Below are 15,378 nucleotides of genomic sequence, written 5' to 3'. Positions count from 1 at the left end.
GTTGGCCAACGCTTGTTTGCCAACATACGGTGACCTCGCTGGACTGTCAACACGTGTTGGCCTACGCTTGTTGGCATGGCAGTCAAGGAACACCAGCCCTCCGCCTCCGCCGCCGCGCCCCGCCGCTCCGACGCGACCCGCACCGCGATCCTCGCCGCGGCCCGCGAGCGCTTCGCGGCAGACGGCTACGAACGGGCCACCATCCGCGCCATCGCCAAGGACGCACGGATCGATCCGTCGATGGTCATGCGCTACTACGGCTCGAAGGAGGGGTTGTTCGCCGCTGTGCTCGACGTCGATCTGCGGATGCCCGATCCGGCGGGGCTCGACCGGCACGACATGGGCCGCGTCCTGGTGAGCCACTTCCTCGACCTCTGGGAGGAGAACGAGGTGCTCACCGCGATACTCCGGGTCGGCGTCACCAATCAGGCCGGCGCCGAGCGCATGCAGGCCATCTTCCGCGACCAGCTGGCGCCGTTCGCCGTGCGCGCCTGCCCCGACCCCGAGCAGGCTCCCGCACGGGCCGCGCTGTGCTCCTCACAGCTGCTCGGGCTGGCGCTCGCCCGCTACATCCTGCGGTTCGGGCCGGCCGTCGCGCTGAGCCGCGGGGAGATCGTGGCGTGGCTGGGCCCGACGGTGCAGCGGTATCTGACGGCGCCGAACCCGTAGAACGCGGGCACCCGCGCATTCACGGACCCGCGAAAACAGGTCGAGGGAGCCGGCGCACCCAGCGGGTGCACCGACTCCCTCGACCGGAAGAGTTGAGTGAGAGCGGAGCGGGATCAGCTCTGCTTCTGCTGATCGCGGGACTTGTCCAGGGCCATCACGAGGCCCGCGATGATCAGGAACAGCACGATCGGCATCACGACGTAGAGACCCAGCGTGTCGATCACGCTCAGGCCCGTGCCGGGGTCGTCACCGTCGTCGCGGGTCAGCGCGAGCGCGGGGGACGACATGAGCAGCATCATCAGCGTCGTACCGGCGGCCAAAGCGCCGGCGCGCAGGGCGTTCTTCTTGTCCACGGTGCAAACGTAGCGAACACCTGAATGAGTCGCGCGCCCGGGGTGCCGTACGGAGGTACTCAGCGCTCCGCGCGACCACCCCCGCGGTCCCCGCCGCCACGGTGCCCACCGCCCCCATCGCCCCCGGAACGCGCCCGCACCACCTCGATCAGCGCGTGCAGCCTGGGCGACGCGGCCAGTTCCTCCAGCGTCACCGGGCGGCCCTCGGCGTCCGCGACGGGCAGGCGCCAGTTGGGGTACTGGTCCCAGGTGCCGGGCAGATTCTGCGGGCGGCGGTCGCCGATCGCGTCCGGCAGCCAGACACCGATCATGCGGGCCGGGGTGCGCAGCAGGAACCGGTGCACGGCCTGGATCTCGGCCTCCTCCGACACCGCGGGACAGCCGCCGCTCGCGCAGTGCAGCAGCCCGAGCCGGGTGAGCAGCGTCAGCCACTCCCCCGTGTCCGCGGCGGCCGCGGCCCGTTCCTCCTCCAGGGATCCGGTCAACAGGCCCAGCCGGTCGCGGAGTTCGACATGGTCGCCGGTGAGCCGGGCCGCGGTGGGCGGCAGATCGTGGGTGGTGGCGGTGGCCAGGCAGTCGGCGCGCCAGCGCTCGGGGGGAAGGGGATGTCCGTCGCCGTCCCAGTCGCGTTCGAACCACAGCACCGAGGTGCCGAGCACCCCGCGCGCCTGGAGCGTCTCGCGCACACCCGGCTCCACCGTGCCGAGGTCCTCGCCGATCACCAGTGCCCCGGCCCGGGAGGCCTCCAGCGCCAGGATCGCGAGCATCGCCTCGGCGTCGTAACGGACGTACGCGCCCTCCGTGGGCGGCCGGCCCTGCGGGATCCACCAGAGCCGGAACAGGCCCATCACGTGGTCGATGCGCAGGGCGCCCGCGTGCCGGAAGAGGGCGCGCAGGAGACGGCGGTACGGGGCGTAGCCGGACGCGGCGAGCCGGTCCGGGCGCCAGGGCGGCAGGCCCCAGTCCTGGCCGCGCGCGTTGAAGGCGTCCGGGGGTGCGCCGACCGACATGCCCGCCGCGAAGTACTCCTGCTGCGCCCAGGCGTCGGCTCCGTCCGGATGCACCCCGACGGCGAGATCGTGTACGAGGCCCACGGCCATACCCGCGTCGCGCGCGGAGCGCTGGGCGGTGGCGAGCTGGGCGTCCGTGAGCCAGGCGAGCCAGGTGTGGAAGTCGACGCGGTCCATCAACTCGCCGCGGGCCCGGGCGGTTTCGGAGGAGCGGGGGTCGCGCAGGCCTTGGGGCCAGGTGTGCCAGTCGGATCCGTACACCTCGGCGAGCGCGCACCAGGTGGCGTGGTCCTCCAGGGCCTCGCCCTCCTCGGCGAGGAAGTCGGCGTACGCGGCTCGCCTGCCGGGCCCGAGGGGCACCGCGCGCACCACCTCCAGCGCCTCGCGCTTGAGCTCCCAGACGGCGTCTCGGTCGATCAACGCGCCTTTGTGCAGCACGGATTCACGCAGCCGCTCGGCACGCTCCAGCAGCGTACGCAGCCGGTCGGGCTCGTCGGCGTACGCGAACTCGGGGATGTCCTCGACCCGCAGATGCACCGGGTCGGCGAAGCGGCGGGAGGAGGGCCGGTACGGGGAGGGGTCGGTGGGGGCGCCGGGTACGGCCGCGTGCAACGGGTTGACCTGCACGAATCCGGCGCCGAGCGCCCGGCCCGCCCAGGCGGTCAGCTCACTGAGGTCGCCCAGGTCGCCCATGCCCCAGGAGCGGCGGGAGAGGAGGGAGTAGAGCTGGACGAGGAGGCCGTACGTGCGTCCGGGCGGCGTGGGCAGCCGGGCGGGGGCCACGACGAGGTGGGTGTCGGCGGTGCGGCCGTCGGGCGCGGTGGCGTGCAACGCGTGGACGCCGGGCGGGAGTTGTTCGGCCGAGGCGCGCGTCTCGCCCTGTTCGGTGGCGATACGGAGGCGGGTGCCGTCCGGCAGTCCGGCCAGCTCGGCCGGGACCTGGCCGCCCCAGCACACCACGGTCGCCGGCAGCAGCCGCTCCCGGGTCTCGGCCTCCCGTGCCGCGAGGGCGGCGCTCACGGCGTCCGGGGAGCTCGCGTCGACGCCGAGCGCGGCCAGGGTCGCGACGAGCGCGGTGTCGTCGGCCGCGACCGTACGGTCCGGGGAGGGGTTGTAGGAGCTGGCGACGCCGTGCAGTTCGGCGAGCCGGGACAAAGGGGTCTGGGGCGCCTGTGGCGTCGTCTGCGGGGGGTCGGCGGGCCGACGAGGTGCCATCTAGACCCCCGGAGCGACGCCGGTGGAGGTGGGCTCGCTCGTCAGGTGCGCGGCCTCGGCCAGCGGCGGCTCGCTGGTCAGCGGTCCGGCGTCGGGCAACGGAGGTTCGCTGGTCAGCGGCGCCTCCGCACAGGCGCCCTCCGCACTGAGCAGACACAGCTGGGCGCCCTCGGGCTCGACCGGCGACTCCGCCGCGCGTTTGGAGCGGGCCGAGAGAAGAAGGTGTCCCGATGCGGCCACGGGGGCCTCCTTGTCGAGTGCGTCGAGTGTCGAATGCGCGTTACCGCAGCCTTACCCAGCGGGCGCGACGGCAGACGTTTCCTGACGAACAACGTGCTCCTGGTCACATTCGGTTCCCCTTCGACAACCCCAGGCTGGGGCAGACAAAGCACTTCGGCCACCCTTGTCGACACCAGCCGTCGCGTTCGGCCGCGGAGTGAACCGATCGGCCCGAGGGGGTCGATAGACGGGGTGTGAGACTGTTCCGCCCCATGGGGGGCCACCGGGAGGACGACACGGACGCGGCGCTGCTGCGGGCCGTGGCGGACGGCGACTCGGCGGCGATGGCCGCACTGTACGACCGGCACGCCGGCTGGCTGCACCTGCGGCTGTCCCGGCGGTGCGCCGATCCCGAGGTGGTGCGCGAGGTGTTGCAGGACACCTTCGTGACCGTCTGGCGGTCGGCCGGCGCGCACCGGGGCGCGGAGGCCGGCGGCTGGCTGTGGACGATCGCGGCGCGGCGTCTGGTGGACGCGCGGCGGGTGCAGGAGCGGGCGGCGCGCGTGGAGTACGCGGCGCCGGCGCCCGAGCCCTCCGCGGAGGAGAGCGTGCTGACCGGGCTCGAGTACGGAGACGTGGGTTCGGCCCTGGACCGTATCTCTCCCGAACTGCGCGAGGTGCTGCGGGCCACGGTCGTCGACGGTCTGACCACGCGCGAGACCGCCCGTCTCCTCGGCATCCCGGAGGGCACGGTCAAGACCCGCGCCATGCGCGCCCGCGCCGAACTCCGCGCGGCCCTCGCCCATCTGAACCCGTCCCTGAACCCATCCCTGAGCGCACCCCTGAACGCATCCCTGAATTCAGCGCTCGGCCCCTACCTGAATCCGTCCTTGGCACCGTCCCCGCTGGGAGGTCCGGCATGACCGGCTGGCACGCCCCCGACGACCTCGTCACCCGCTATGCGGACGGCTCCCTCCCGGAGACGGACGCCTGGTCACTGGAGAAACACCTGGAGAGCTGCGGACCGTGCGCCGCACGGGTCTCGCACGCGGCCCGCGCCGGGGCGGCCGGGATGGTGCTCGCGGAGGTGCGGGACGCGGTCCTGCACGCGGTACGCGAACCGGCACCGGCCACCGCACGGGCCTCGGCTCCCGCACCCACCCGGATTCCGGCTCCCGCGCGAGCCGCCGGGGGACGGCTCACGCGGATCGTCTGGGCCGCCGGGCCCGCCCTGCGCGGGGCCTGGGCCGGAGCCGTGGTGCTGGTGGCCGTGGGGGCGGCCGCGCTCGCCTACGGGGGCGGGGCGGCCGGCGCGCGGCCGCTGCTGCTGGCCGTCGCGCCGGTCGTACCCGTGGCAGGCGTCGCCCTCTCGTACGGACGGCACGCCGATCCCCTGCACGAGATCGTCGCGACCTCCCCGTCCGGCGGACTGCGCCTTCTGCTGATGCGGACGGCCGCCGTGCTGGCGGTGAGCCTGCCGCTGCTGACGGTGGCGGGGCTGCTGCTCCCGCCCTCCGGCCCGCACCTGCCCGCGGCACCGGCGGCGGCCACCTGGCTGCTGCCCGGCCTTGCCCTGACGCTGGCCTCGCTCGTGCTGTCCGGGTACGTGGGCTGCCGTACCGCGACGGCGGTGGTCGGCGGCGGCTGGCTGCTCGCGCTCGCGGCCCCCGTCCTCACGGCCACCGGCACCGGCCTGACGGCCCGTCTCGTACAGCAGCTCTCCCTCTACTTCACCGGCGCCTCACCCCAGGCGGGCTGGGCGGCGGCTGCCGCGCTCTGCGCCCTCCTCCTCGCCGCGCGCCGTTCCGCGTACGACCGTCTGGAGACGATGTGAACATCCCTGGTACGACCGGCATGCCGGCCACGCACGGCGAAGACGGTCTCCGGACCGCCGCCATACGGATCTCCGGGCTGACCGTCCGGCACCGCAGGACCACCGCCCTGGACGCCGTCGACCTGGACTTCGGTCCCGGCGTCCACGGTCTGCTCGGCCCCAACGGCGCCGGCAAGACCTCGCTCATCCGCGTCCTCGCGACGGTCGCGGAGCCCACCGCGGGCCGGGTGGAGATGCTCGGCAGCGACCTCCGCGGCCACCGGGAGCGCGGCGCGGTCCGCCGGGAACTCGGCTATCTGCCACAGGACTTCGGGTACTACCCGGGCTTCACGGTGCGGGAATTCGTCGCCTACGTGGCGTGGCTGAAGGAACTGCCGGCGGTGGCCGCCTCCGCCGCGGTCGAACGCGCCGTGGCCCGGGTCGGCCTCGCCGACCGTATCGACGCGAAGGTCAAGACCCTGTCCGGCGGCATGATCCGCCGTGTCGGCATCGCCCAGGCCATCGTGAACGACCCCCGCCTCCTGCTCCTCGACGAACCCACCGCGGGCCTCGACCCGGAACAGCGCGTCGAGTTCCGCGCGTTGCTGCGGGAGCTGGGCGAGACCGCCACCGTGATCGTCTCCACCCACCTGGTGGAGGACGTGGCCGCGGCCTGCACGGACGTGACCCTGATCGAGACCGGCCGGGTCGCCTACCGCGGCACGCCCCGCTCGCTCGCCGCCCTCGGCGCGAACGGTCACGAGTCCGACGGCAACGCCATCGAGCGTGGTTACACGGCGGCCCTGCGCGGCCACCGCACGGCGGCGGCGGCGGGAGCCGGCCGATGAACGTACGTGTCCAGCCGAACGGAGACAGTCCGACCGGCGGCCGACCGGCCGACACCGGGACCCGCAGGGCCGACGACGGCCGTCAGCGGATCCCGCGCCCGCAGGCGCCGTCCGCTCCGAAACCCCGTCCCCGTTCCGCTCCCCACCCCTTCCGCGTCGAGGCCCTGCGCGGCTTCGCCCCCTGGGCGGGCGGAGGCCTGATCCTCGCTCTCGGGTGGGCTCTCGCCGCCACATCGACCCAGTGGCAGGGCAGTTGGGGCGGGATGACCGAAGAGCTGAACACCGCGGCCGGCATGATCGGCGTCCCGTTCGCGCTCGCCTCAGGTGCCTGGCAGGGCGGCCGGGAGCGCAGACGGGGGACGACGGAGCTGCTCGCGTCGACCGCTCGTACGCCGCTCGCCCAGCTCCTGACGGCCGTCCTGCCCCTCGCCTGCTGGCTGGCCGGGGCCTACCTGGTAGTGACCGCCGGAGCTGTGCTGGCCTGCGCGCCGTACGCGTCGGCGGGCGACCCGATGCCGCTCGTCCACGCGGCCACCGCCCTCTCGCTCGCCGCCTGTACGGTCCTCGGCCATACGGCGGGGCGGGTGGCGCCCTTCCGGCTGACCGCTCCCGTACTCGCCATCTGCGGATACGTCGCCGCCGGCACCCTCGGCAAACAGCCGTCCGGCCTCCGTTTCCTCGCACTCGCCCTGCTCCACGTCTTCGGTGACAGCGTCCTCCCCGTCTGGTGGTATCCGCTCCTGTCGGCCCTGTGGGCGGCCGGGCTGGCCACCGCCGCGCTCCTGGCCCATGCCGCGTACCGCAGGGCCACCGCGCTGCTGCCGCTCGCGGCCGCGCTCGCCACCGCCGTCCTCCTGGTGCAGACGGGCGACGGCCTGCTGCGCGACAACCCGCTCACCCACCGGCAGGTGTGCGACGAGTCGACCACCCCGAACATCTGCGTCAACGCCACCTATCCGGGCCTGCTGCCGGAGGTGACGCACGCACTGTCCGGTCTCACCGGCCGTCTGAAGGGCGTGCAGAACCTGCCGGCCCGCTACGAGGACCTCGGGCGCGACCCGCACAAGGACGAAGCACAGCTGCCGATCCTCACCCCGTTCGGCTGGAGCGTCGTCCGCGGCAAGGTGACCGACCCGGAGCAGTATGCGTGGGAGGCCGCCGGGGCGCTGGTCCACATCGACTGCGAGGATCTGCCGTCCCAGCGGATCCAGGTCACCGACGACGCCGTACTGCGCTGGCTGGCCCCTGATTCCGTGTCCAAGGAGATACGCGAGCAATCCGTGGCGCGGGCCCGACAGCGGGGTGAGACGAAGGAACTCGCGAGGTTCCGCGCGGAGGACAAGGCGTACGCGCACCTCACCGCCATGACCGACGACGAACGCCGCTCCTGGCTCAGCCGCTACTTCGCGACGGCCCAGAAGTGCGACCTGAAGGCGAGCGAGGTCCCGTCCCTGTGAATGCCGCACGGAGACTCAAGGTGAACGCCGTATCCGGCCCCGGGCCGGGCCCCCTCGTCCTCTACGCCCGCTCGCGCGCCGTCCCTGCGACTGTGGTGACCCTGGTCTGCGCCGCGCTCATCACCCTGTGGCTGGCGAGCCGCCCGGCCACGTACCTCGACCCGTACAGCAGGGTTCCGTTGCTCTCACTCGCCCCGCTGCTGGCCTCGACGGCGATCGGCGTGAGCCTCCACACGTACACGCGCGACCTGGACGACACCGCCGTACGCCCCTGGTGGCCGCGGCGCCTGGCCCACCTGCTGGTGCTGACCGCGCTCTCGGCGGTGCTGCTGGCCCTCGCCGTCCCCGGGCATGCCCAGGAGTTCGGCGCGGCGGCGATGGTCCGCAACACGTTGGGGGCCATCGGCATCACGGCGGCCTCGGCGGTGCTGCTCGGGGCCCGGCTGAGCTGGATGCCGACGACGCTGTATTTCAGCGCCGTGTTCCTCTCGGCCGCCTCGCCCCGTGTTGAGAAGGCGACGGTCCTGGCCTGGTTCATGCAGCCGGGTCCACAGCGCGGCGCCTGGGCCGTGGGCCTCGCACTCTTCGTGCTGGGCACGGCACTCTACGCAGCGCGCGGCTCCCGCCCCGAAGGACCCCGCGCCTGACGCGGGGTCGTACGGGTCCAGGCTGCGGCCAGGTACACAAAGGCCCGGATCGTCAGGCGGAGATGCCGTCGATCCGGGCCATCGCGTCGTCCGCGCCGTACGGCTGCAGGTAGGGCAGCCAGCGCGGGTCCCTATGCCCTGTTCCGATGATGCGCCACGCGAGCCCCGTCGGCGGGGCGGGTTTATGGCGCAGGCGCCAGCCGATCTCGACCAGGTGACGGTCGGCCTTGGTGTGGTTGCAGCGGCGGCATGACGCCACCACGTTTTCCCAGGCGTGCTGACCTCCGCGGGAGCGCGGGATGACGTGGTCGACGCTGGTTGCGACGCCACCGCAGTACATGCACCGGCCGCCGTCGCGAGCGAACAGAGCTCGCCTGGTCAGCGGAACGGGCCCCCGGTAAGGGACCCGCACGAACCTCTTCAGCCGGACCACGCTGGGTGCGGGGACAGTAACGGTTGCGCTGTGCATAAAGGCGCCGGATTCCTCGAGGCAGATGGCCTTGTTCTCGAGGACGAGGACGAGCGCGCGGCGGAGCGGTACGACGCCGAGCGGCTCGTACGACGCGTTGAGGACCAGGACATGCGGCACGGATGCCTCCTTGGGCGTCGGCGGCGCGTGGCTCGCGCCGGGACGATCTGTGGCCAGTGTCCCCGAATGCCTGGTGGAAGCGCCACCATGTCCCGGTAACGGGCTGGGAGTGTTTTCGACCACACCTTCTTCGTCCCCTTCTTCATCCCCAGGTGAGCACTGTCTCTCCCTCGAACATGGCGACGAGCCTCCCGCGTTGCCCCGTTAGTGTGGTGGGTCTGCCCGACCGGTGCCCCTCAATGTCCCCTGCCGCGGGCGGACCGCTACGCCTGGAGGTACCTGCCGTGTCCCTGCCCGTCCTATTGGCCACCGGTTCGACCCCGTCGCCGTCACCCTCGACGTCGACGGACCCGACGGTCGCCACGCTTCAGGACGCCCAGGAAAGTGCGACCAACGCCGCCAGCTGGATCGAGCAGAACTGGTCCACCTGGCTCAGCATCGGCCTGCGGGTCCTGCTGATCCTGGTGATCGCGGGTGTGCTGAGAGTGGTGGTGCGGCGGGCGATCACCAAGCTCATAGAACACATGAACCACACCGCGCAGGCCGTCGACGGCACCGCGCTCGGCGGTCTGCTGGTCAACGTCGAACGCCGCCGCCAGCGCTCCCAGGCCATCGGCTCGGTGCTGCGCTCGGTCGCGTCCTTCCTGATCATGGGCACCGCCGCGCTGATGATCCTCGGCACGTTCGAGATCAATCTGGCCCCGCTGCTCGCCTCCGCGGGTGTGGCCGGTGTCGCGATCGGTTTCGGCGCGCGCAACCTGGTCACCGACTTCCTCTCCGGCGTCTTCATGATCCTGGAGGACCAGTACGGCGTCGGCGACATGATCGACGCGGGCGTCGCCTCCGGCGAGGTCATCGAGGTCGGCCTGCGCGTCACGAAGCTGCGCGGCGACAACGGCGAGATCTGGTACGTCCGCAACGGCGAGGTCAAGCGCATCGGCAACCTCTCCCAGGGCTGGGCCACGGCCGGCGTCGACGTCACCGTCCGCGCCTCGGAGGACCTGGACCGCGTCCAGTCCGTCCTGAACGAGGTCGCCGAGACCATGAGCAAGGAAGAGCCCTGGAACGAGCGCCTCTGGGGCCCGATCGAGGTCCTCGGCCTGGACAGCGTCCTCCTCGACTCCATGGTCGTCCGCGTCTCGGCCAAGACGATGCCCGGCAAGGCCCTCTCCGTCGAGCGCGAGCTCCGCTGGCGCATCAAGCGCGCCTTCGACGCCGCGGACATCCGCATCGTCGGCGGCCCCGCCCCGGCGGAGGAGGAGGACCCGGCCCCGGACCCCACGGAGACCGTCGCGGCCCCGTCGGCCCTCGCGAACCCGGCGTCACCGCAGGTCGCGGCCACCGCACCGATCCCCGCGCCGAGCGCTCCGGCGAGCACGCCGAAGTAGCACGGTGTACGACGGAGGCGGCGCCCGGAGTGTCCGGGGCGCCGCCTCTTTCGTATGCGCGCCCCGGTGACCCCCGCCGTAACGGTTCAGCACGCTCGTTCGAGTGAACGCGTGCGGAATGCCGAGGTAGCAGGCGTGCGGCTACTCCATCGTTCTGCCGGGGCACCCGGCACGGGCGCCAAACCCATCGTGGAGCCGGTCATGAAGCCGAAGCAGGACCCCATCGATCTGCTGATCGCGTTCGAAGCGGCGTCTGAGGCACCGATTCGACCCGAGTGCGTCGAGGAGGCGGTCATCGTGCCGCCTCAGCCGAACCACAAGCACAACCACGGAGCTTTCGAGCTCGCCTTCCAGTTCCGCTCAGCCGGGCACCTGGTCGGCATGGGAAACGGCTACCGTGCCGCCCACAAGGACGGCACGACCAGGTCCCTGCTCATTCCGGATCTCTACGTCCTACGCCGCGAGCCGACCGAGCTCGACGAGTCGTATCTCAGGGCCCACAGTGTCTGGTACCCCATCGACATGATCGCCCTGGTCGGCGAAGTCACCTCCACCAACCACGAGACGGACACCGGCCAAGCTGCGCACCTACGCCGCCGCGGGCGTCCCCGTCTACGTTCTGATCAACCGCAACGCGAAGACGGCCCACTGCTACACCGACCCGGTCCTGCCCGGCGACGACCCCACGAAGGCGTTCTACGGCTCCGAGGCCAAGGTCGGCCTGGGCGGGCAGCTTCGCCTTCCGGACCCGTACCCGACGCTCGACACAGCCACCTTCCTTCAGCCGGTCCGCTCGTCCCCCGTGGCGAAGAACTTCCCCACATAGGCATCCGAGGGAAGGTCGCTCTCCCGCATGAGGGAGAAGACCTCGGCCCCCTCACCCGGTCCGCCGTCCATCCGGTACGCCTCGGCGAAGCCCGTGTACTCGGTGTCCTCCAGCGCCTCGCCGTACTCACGCGCCTCGGCCTCCGCGCGGGCGATGGCCTCGTCCGGCGAAGCGGCCGTCCACAGCGTCAACCGCTCCTCGAAGACGCCCAGTTCGCGATGGCGGAACACACATCGGACGCCGTACCACGATAGTTCAGCCACGGGACGCCCCGGAGGACTCCAGTCCCACGGTCCGGGCTATCTGGCAGACCGCGGCGAAGGAAGCCCCCTTGCCCAGCCCGGCGACTCCCAGGACACCTTCTCCGTCGTGGACGTCGAGGAGGACGTCACCCGCCGTCGCGTCGAAGGCCATCGACCCCCAGACGGACCGGTCCCCGCGCCCGGGGCGCCACCGGAAGTGGATCTCCTCGTGGCCTCGCTCGGCGACGAGGAACACCCGCTCCGACGCCTTCAGTTCGTCGCGGACCCGCTCCTGCCACCCGTCCGAGACGGGCACCGCGCGCAGCACATGCGTCTGCCGCTCGTCCAAGGCCCCGGCGGACAGTTCCACGCGGGCCGCACGGGCTCGCTTCCTCAGCACCAGCACCCCGAGGGCCGCCCCCGCGAGGCTCACGACCGTCCACGCGACCAGGGCGCCCGACGCCTCCTCGCCGGCGGCTCCCCAGGTGAACTCCTCGTCCAGGAGGGCGATGAGCACCTGGGTCACCGCCAACGGGACACATCTGACAGCGGCCGTGCGCCAGCACGCCATCAACAGCCTCATGAGCGAGCTCCCGCACAGACCATGTCGTAGGCCTCCCTGAACCAACGTTTCTTCGCGGGCTTGATGCCACACGCCAACGAGGCCTCATCGCTCCCGTACCAGGCCGTGACGCTGCCGTAGAGCGGCGCCGCCGACGCGCCCGATCCCGTCGCGCAGTCGAGGGCGAAGCTCGCCTCTACGACGTGCACACCATGGACTTCCAGGAACTGACGGGACCTCCCCTCCAGGTCCAGGAAGGTGGCCTCTTGCTTCCCCGGAACCGGTGCGGCCTTTCCGTTGTGCCAGAGGAGCCACCCGCCCAGGTCCAGGCGCTTTTCGAGTGCCCTGTAGACCATCTTGTCGGACACCTCCCCGCTCGCCTCGACATGTGCCACGACACTGCGCACCGGAGCGAACCGGAAGGTGACCTTGGCGGAGTCCTTGCCGGCCTTCACCCGCACGAGCTGCGACACCGCGATCGTCTTCGGGCTGTCCGACACCTTTCCCCAATGGAATGTGCCCTTCGCGCACGAGGACGACGCCGAGGACGAGGGCGACGCGGCAGAGGACGGTGTCCCGGAGGAAGCCGACGAGGCACCGGACCCCGTGTCGCAGGACACGGCGGCAGCCGCCAGCAGACACACCAGTCCCGCCCACGCCATGCGGTTCGCCTTCATGCAGTCACTTCCGGAGGGTTCGGCCCAGGTTGGGGATGCCCGGGCTGAAGCCCTGGCCGCCCGGCACCGTACGCCATCAAAAAGCGGGTACCTGTGAGCGTGCACAGGACGGACGGCCCACCGTCATCACATGGTGACCTCGAACCGTTCCAACACCCTTGACGCGCACGGACACAGGAGACTCAAACGGTTCACGCCTGTGCCGAGACTGTGTGGACACGGCCGATGCATTCCTGCCACATCGGACAGATGATCCCCAATGCCCGCCACACGGCCCCGACCTGCACTTATAGAGGATCGTGACGAAGTCGTAATGCGCATGATCCCGCCATTGGACCCCCCACTTCCGCCCGCCCGGAATTAATCCTCTTCACAGGTTGCCCGCATTACGCCCACATCCGGCCACGCCATATCGTCACCCTCAACAGCGGGCCCTTGTTCTGGAGCTCAATGCCCGGGGGCCCGCTTCGAATGTGGGGAATCCATGCGCAAGTTCGCCATAGGCGCCGCCGTTTCCGGTGCCCTGGCTCTGTCCGCCCTGGCTGTGCCGACCGCGTCGGCCGCCACGCCGGACCTGACCTTCTCCGGCGTGGTGGTCAACGGCGGGAAGGCGATCGTCGTCGGCACCACCAGCACGGTGAAGATTCCGGTCTCGTACACACTGACCCGCCCCGCCGACCTCGTCATCGACTACAAGACGACCGCCGCGGGCATCTCGCTCTACCGGGGTTCGCTCTCGGAGCCCGACAACGAGATCGGGAACGACGACGCTCCCACCTGCACCACCACCGCCACGACCGACACCACGGTGACCGAGTCGTGCACCGAGACGATCGCCCTCGACCCGTACGACTACCTGTACGAGGCCGCGGACGCGACCACCTGGAAGGCCGCCGGCTACTACGGACACATCGATCAGGACAACGACGACTCCGACGGCCACATCAGCCTCGACTACGGCTACGACATGTGGGGCAGCCTCGGCTCCGCCCAGATCAAGCGCGCGGCCAAGCTCACCGCCAACGCCACCCCGGAGCCGGTGACGAAGGGCAAGACCCTCACCGTGACCGGCACCCTGACCCGCGCCAACTGGGAGACCAGCAAGTACTCCGGGTACACGAGTCAGTCGGTCGCCCTCCAGTTCCGGGCCAAGGGCTCGGACACCTACACCACGGTCAAGACGGTGACGTCCGGCACCGCCGGCGCCCTCAAGACGACGGTCAAGGCCTCGGCCGACGGCTACTACCGCTACAAGTTCGCTGGGACGACCACGACCGGTGCCAAGACGGCCGCCGGTGACTTCGTCGACGTGAAGTAGCCCGGAAAGCAGCCCGGACGCGCGGCAGCCGGCCGCGCCGCCCCGCACCAACGCACCGCCCTCGCAGGTAACGAGTCTGTTGCCGCGGGGGCGGTTTCTCTTGACGCCCCCGCGACCTCCGGCCTACTTTCCTTCCATCGAACAGGAAACTTTCCTAACAGTGATCTTGCGGCACGCCCTCACGGACTCGCATGGACTTCCCTACCCGATCACTGGGAAGCTGGGCAGCTGAGAAAGGTCAGGTGTCGACACATGGCAGGATCCGCCGGTACGCCGGGCACTCCGCGCGTCCTGCGCGCCATGAACGACCGCGCCGCCCTCGACCTGCTTCTCGCACACGGACCGCTCACCCGGACCCGGATCGGGAAGCTCACCGGGCTGTCCAAGCCCACCGCCTCGCAGCTCCTCGCCCGCCTGGAGGCGGCCAGCCTCGTGCTCGCCACCGGCACCAGCGAGGGCCGCCCGGGCCCCAACGCCCAGCTGTACGTGGTCAATCCGGGCGCCGCCTACGCGGCCGGCCTGGACGTCACCCCCGAGCGCATCCTCGCCGCCGTCGCCGACGTCACCGGCCGCACGGTCGGCGAGTACGAGCTGCCCACCCCCGGCCGCCGCCCCGCCCAGCCCGTCGTACGCCAGGTCACCGACGCCCTCGACGGCGCCGTGAAGGCGGCCGGGCTCGCCCGCGACGACGTCCGCCGCCTTGTCATCGGCACCCCCGGCGCCTTCGACCCGAACACCGGACGGCTGCGCTACGCCTCGCACCTGCCCGGCTGGCACTCCCCCACCCTCCTCGACGAGCTCGCGGCCGCGCTGCCGATGCCCGTCGAGTACGAGAACGACGTCAACCTCGTCGCGATAGCCGAGCAGCGCCTCGGTGCCGCCCAGGGGCACGAGGACTTCGTGCTGCTGTGGAACGAGGGTGGTCTCGGCGCCGCGCTCGTCCTCGGCGGACGGCTGCACCGCGGCTGGACCGGCGGCGCGGGCGAGGTCGGCTTCCTGCCGGTGCCGGGCGCGCCCCTGGTACGCCAGGTGACCAAGGCCAACAGCGGTGGCTACCAGGAACTGGCCGGTTCGCAGGCCATCCCCAAGCTGGCGCGCGAGCTCGGCATCAAGGACGTACCCACAGGTCCGTACGCCGAGGTCGCCGCCGCCCTCGTCGCGCAGGCCGCCGCCATCGACGAGGGGCCACACCGGCGGCTCCTGGAGACGTACGCGACCGGGCTCGCCACCGGTCTCGCCTCACTGGTCTCCGTGCTCGACCCCGAGCTGGTCGTGCTCAGCGGAGCCTCGCTCACCGCGGGCGGCGAACCGCTGCGCGCCCTGGTCCAGGACGAGTTGGAGGAGCTGGCCGCGTCCCGGCCGCGCCTCGTCGTCGGCGACGTACACGAACACCCCGTGCTGCGCGGCGCGTTGGAGAGCGCCCTGGCAGCCACCCGCGACGAGGTCTTCGACACCTCCCGCTAGCCGCTTCCCCGCTTCCCCGCACGCTCACCACCTTCCTTCACCGCCCCCGCCCTGCCCTGCGCTGCCCTAGGGAGACCCCGT

General features: G+C 71.7%; 17 protein-coding genes. 10 read left to right on the top strand and 7 right to left on the bottom strand.

Features of this window, described 5'->3' with window-relative positions:
• The first annotated feature begins 75 nt into the window (after nucleotides 1–75).
• Nucleotides 76–669, top strand: a complete 594-nt coding sequence (locus tag OIC96_RS31445; protein ID WP_330304619.1) for a TetR/AcrR family transcriptional regulator — start codon at nucleotides 76–78, stop codon at nucleotides 667–669.
• A gap of 113 nt (nucleotides 670–782) precedes the next feature.
• Here OIC96_RS31445 and OIC96_RS31440 read toward each other — a convergent pair whose 3' ends face one another.
• From OIC96_RS31440 to OIC96_RS31430, 3 genes are read right to left on the bottom strand one after another with little or no spacing between them, the layout of a single operon-like run.
• On the bottom strand, nucleotides 783–1,022 hold the full coding sequence (locus OIC96_RS31440) for a hypothetical protein (RefSeq protein WP_330304620.1): 240 nt from the start codon (nucleotides 1,020–1,022) through the stop codon (nucleotides 783–785).
• Nucleotides 1,023–1,081: 59 nt separating this feature from the next.
• Nucleotides 1,082–3,247, bottom strand: coding sequence for a 4-alpha-glucanotransferase (malQ, locus tag OIC96_RS31435; RefSeq protein WP_330304621.1), 2,166 nt, complete (start codon nucleotides 3,245–3,247; stop codon nucleotides 1,082–1,084).
• The gene (locus OIC96_RS31430; RefSeq protein ID WP_330304622.1) at nucleotides 3,248–3,487 is read right to left on the bottom strand and encodes a hypothetical protein; all 240 of its coding nucleotides are present in this window, start codon (nucleotides 3,485–3,487) and stop codon (nucleotides 3,248–3,250) included.
• A gap of 251 nt (nucleotides 3,488–3,738) precedes the next feature.
• On the opposite strand from OIC96_RS31430, the gene OIC96_RS31425 reads away from it, so the two are divergent.
• From OIC96_RS31425 to OIC96_RS31405, 5 genes are read left to right on the top strand one after another with little or no spacing between them, the layout of a single operon-like run.
• Entirely contained in the window at nucleotides 3,739–4,389 is a 651-nt protein-coding gene (locus OIC96_RS31425; RefSeq protein WP_330304623.1) for an RNA polymerase sigma factor, read from the top strand.
• The gene (locus OIC96_RS31420; RefSeq protein WP_330304624.1) at nucleotides 4,386–5,300 is read left to right on the top strand and encodes a zf-HC2 domain-containing protein; all 915 of its coding nucleotides are present in this window, start codon (nucleotides 4,386–4,388) and stop codon (nucleotides 5,298–5,300) included. The genes OIC96_RS31425 and OIC96_RS31420 overlap by 4 nt, the downstream gene beginning before the upstream one ends.
• Nucleotides 5,301–5,320: 20 nt before the next feature.
• Nucleotides 5,321–6,127 carry an ABC transporter ATP-binding protein gene (locus OIC96_RS31415; RefSeq protein ID WP_330310101.1) on the top strand — a complete coding sequence of 269 codons (807 nt, stop codon included), beginning with the start codon at nucleotides 5,321–5,323 and terminating at the stop codon, nucleotides 6,125–6,127.
• Nucleotides 6,124–7,584: a hypothetical protein gene (locus tag OIC96_RS31410; protein WP_330304625.1), complete on the top strand. Its 1,461-nt coding sequence runs from the start codon at nucleotides 6,124–6,126 to the stop codon at nucleotides 7,582–7,584. The genes OIC96_RS31415 and OIC96_RS31410 overlap by 4 nt, the downstream gene beginning before the upstream one ends.
• A 20-nt stretch (nucleotides 7,585–7,604) precedes the next feature.
• A complete protein-coding gene (locus OIC96_RS31405) occupies nucleotides 7,605–8,231 on the top strand; it encodes a hypothetical protein (protein ID WP_330304626.1) in 627 nt (208 codons plus the stop codon).
• A 52-nt stretch (nucleotides 8,232–8,283) separates the two neighbouring features.
• Here OIC96_RS31405 and OIC96_RS31400 read toward each other — a convergent pair whose 3' ends face one another.
• The gene (locus tag OIC96_RS31400) at nucleotides 8,284–8,820 is read right to left on the bottom strand and encodes an HNH endonuclease (RefSeq protein WP_327428786.1); all 537 of its coding nucleotides are present in this window, start codon (nucleotides 8,818–8,820) and stop codon (nucleotides 8,284–8,286) included.
• 239 nt (nucleotides 8,821–9,059) lie between these two features.
• Here OIC96_RS31400 and OIC96_RS31395 point away from each other — a divergent pair, with 239 nt between their 5' ends.
• Nucleotides 9,060–10,208, top strand: a complete 1,149-nt coding sequence (locus tag OIC96_RS31395; protein WP_406501646.1) for a mechanosensitive ion channel family protein — start codon at nucleotides 9,060–9,062, stop codon at nucleotides 10,206–10,208.
• 780 nt (nucleotides 10,209–10,988) lie between these two features.
• Here the strand turns inward: OIC96_RS31395 and OIC96_RS31390 are convergent.
• From OIC96_RS31390 to OIC96_RS31380, 3 genes are read right to left on the bottom strand one after another with little or no spacing between them, the layout of a single operon-like run.
• Nucleotides 10,989–11,297 (bottom strand): hypothetical protein, encoded by a 309-nt coding sequence (locus tag OIC96_RS31390; protein WP_330304628.1) that lies wholly within the window; start codon nucleotides 11,295–11,297, stop codon nucleotides 10,989–10,991.
• The gene (locus OIC96_RS31385) at nucleotides 11,290–11,859 is read right to left on the bottom strand and encodes a hypothetical protein (RefSeq protein WP_330304629.1); all 570 of its coding nucleotides are present in this window, start codon (nucleotides 11,857–11,859) and stop codon (nucleotides 11,290–11,292) included. The genes OIC96_RS31390 and OIC96_RS31385 overlap by 8 nt, the downstream gene beginning before the upstream one ends.
• Nucleotides 11,856–12,338 (bottom strand): hypothetical protein, encoded by a 483-nt coding sequence (locus OIC96_RS31380; protein WP_330304630.1) that lies wholly within the window; start codon nucleotides 12,336–12,338, stop codon nucleotides 11,856–11,858. Before OIC96_RS31380 ends, OIC96_RS31385 begins: the two co-directional genes overlap by 4 nt.
• Nucleotides 12,339–12,354: 16 nt before the next feature.
• On the opposite strand from OIC96_RS31380, the gene OIC96_RS31375 reads away from it, so the two are divergent.
• The 3 genes from OIC96_RS31375 (at nucleotide 12,355) to OIC96_RS31365 (ending at nucleotide 15,297) form a co-directional block, all read left to right on the top strand.
• A complete protein-coding gene (locus OIC96_RS31375; protein ID WP_330304631.1) occupies nucleotides 12,355–12,612 on the top strand; it encodes a hypothetical protein in 258 nt (85 codons plus the stop codon).
• Nucleotides 12,613–12,999: 387 nt separating this feature from the next.
• Nucleotides 13,000–13,833 (top strand): hypothetical protein, encoded by an 834-nt coding sequence (locus OIC96_RS31370; RefSeq protein ID WP_330304632.1) that lies wholly within the window; start codon nucleotides 13,000–13,002, stop codon nucleotides 13,831–13,833.
• 252 nt (nucleotides 13,834–14,085) lie between these two features.
• Nucleotides 14,086–15,297 (top strand): ROK family transcriptional regulator, encoded by a 1,212-nt coding sequence (locus OIC96_RS31365; RefSeq protein WP_330304633.1) that lies wholly within the window; start codon nucleotides 14,086–14,088, stop codon nucleotides 15,295–15,297.
• Nucleotides 15,298–15,378: the final 81 nt, after the last annotated feature.

The organism is Streptomyces sp. NBC_00775 (assembly GCF_036347135.1).
GTDB classification, from domain to species: Bacteria; Actinomycetota; Actinomycetes; order Streptomycetales; family Streptomycetaceae; genus Streptomyces; species Streptomyces lutosisoli.
This window is presented reverse-complemented; position numbering and strand designations above follow the sequence as displayed.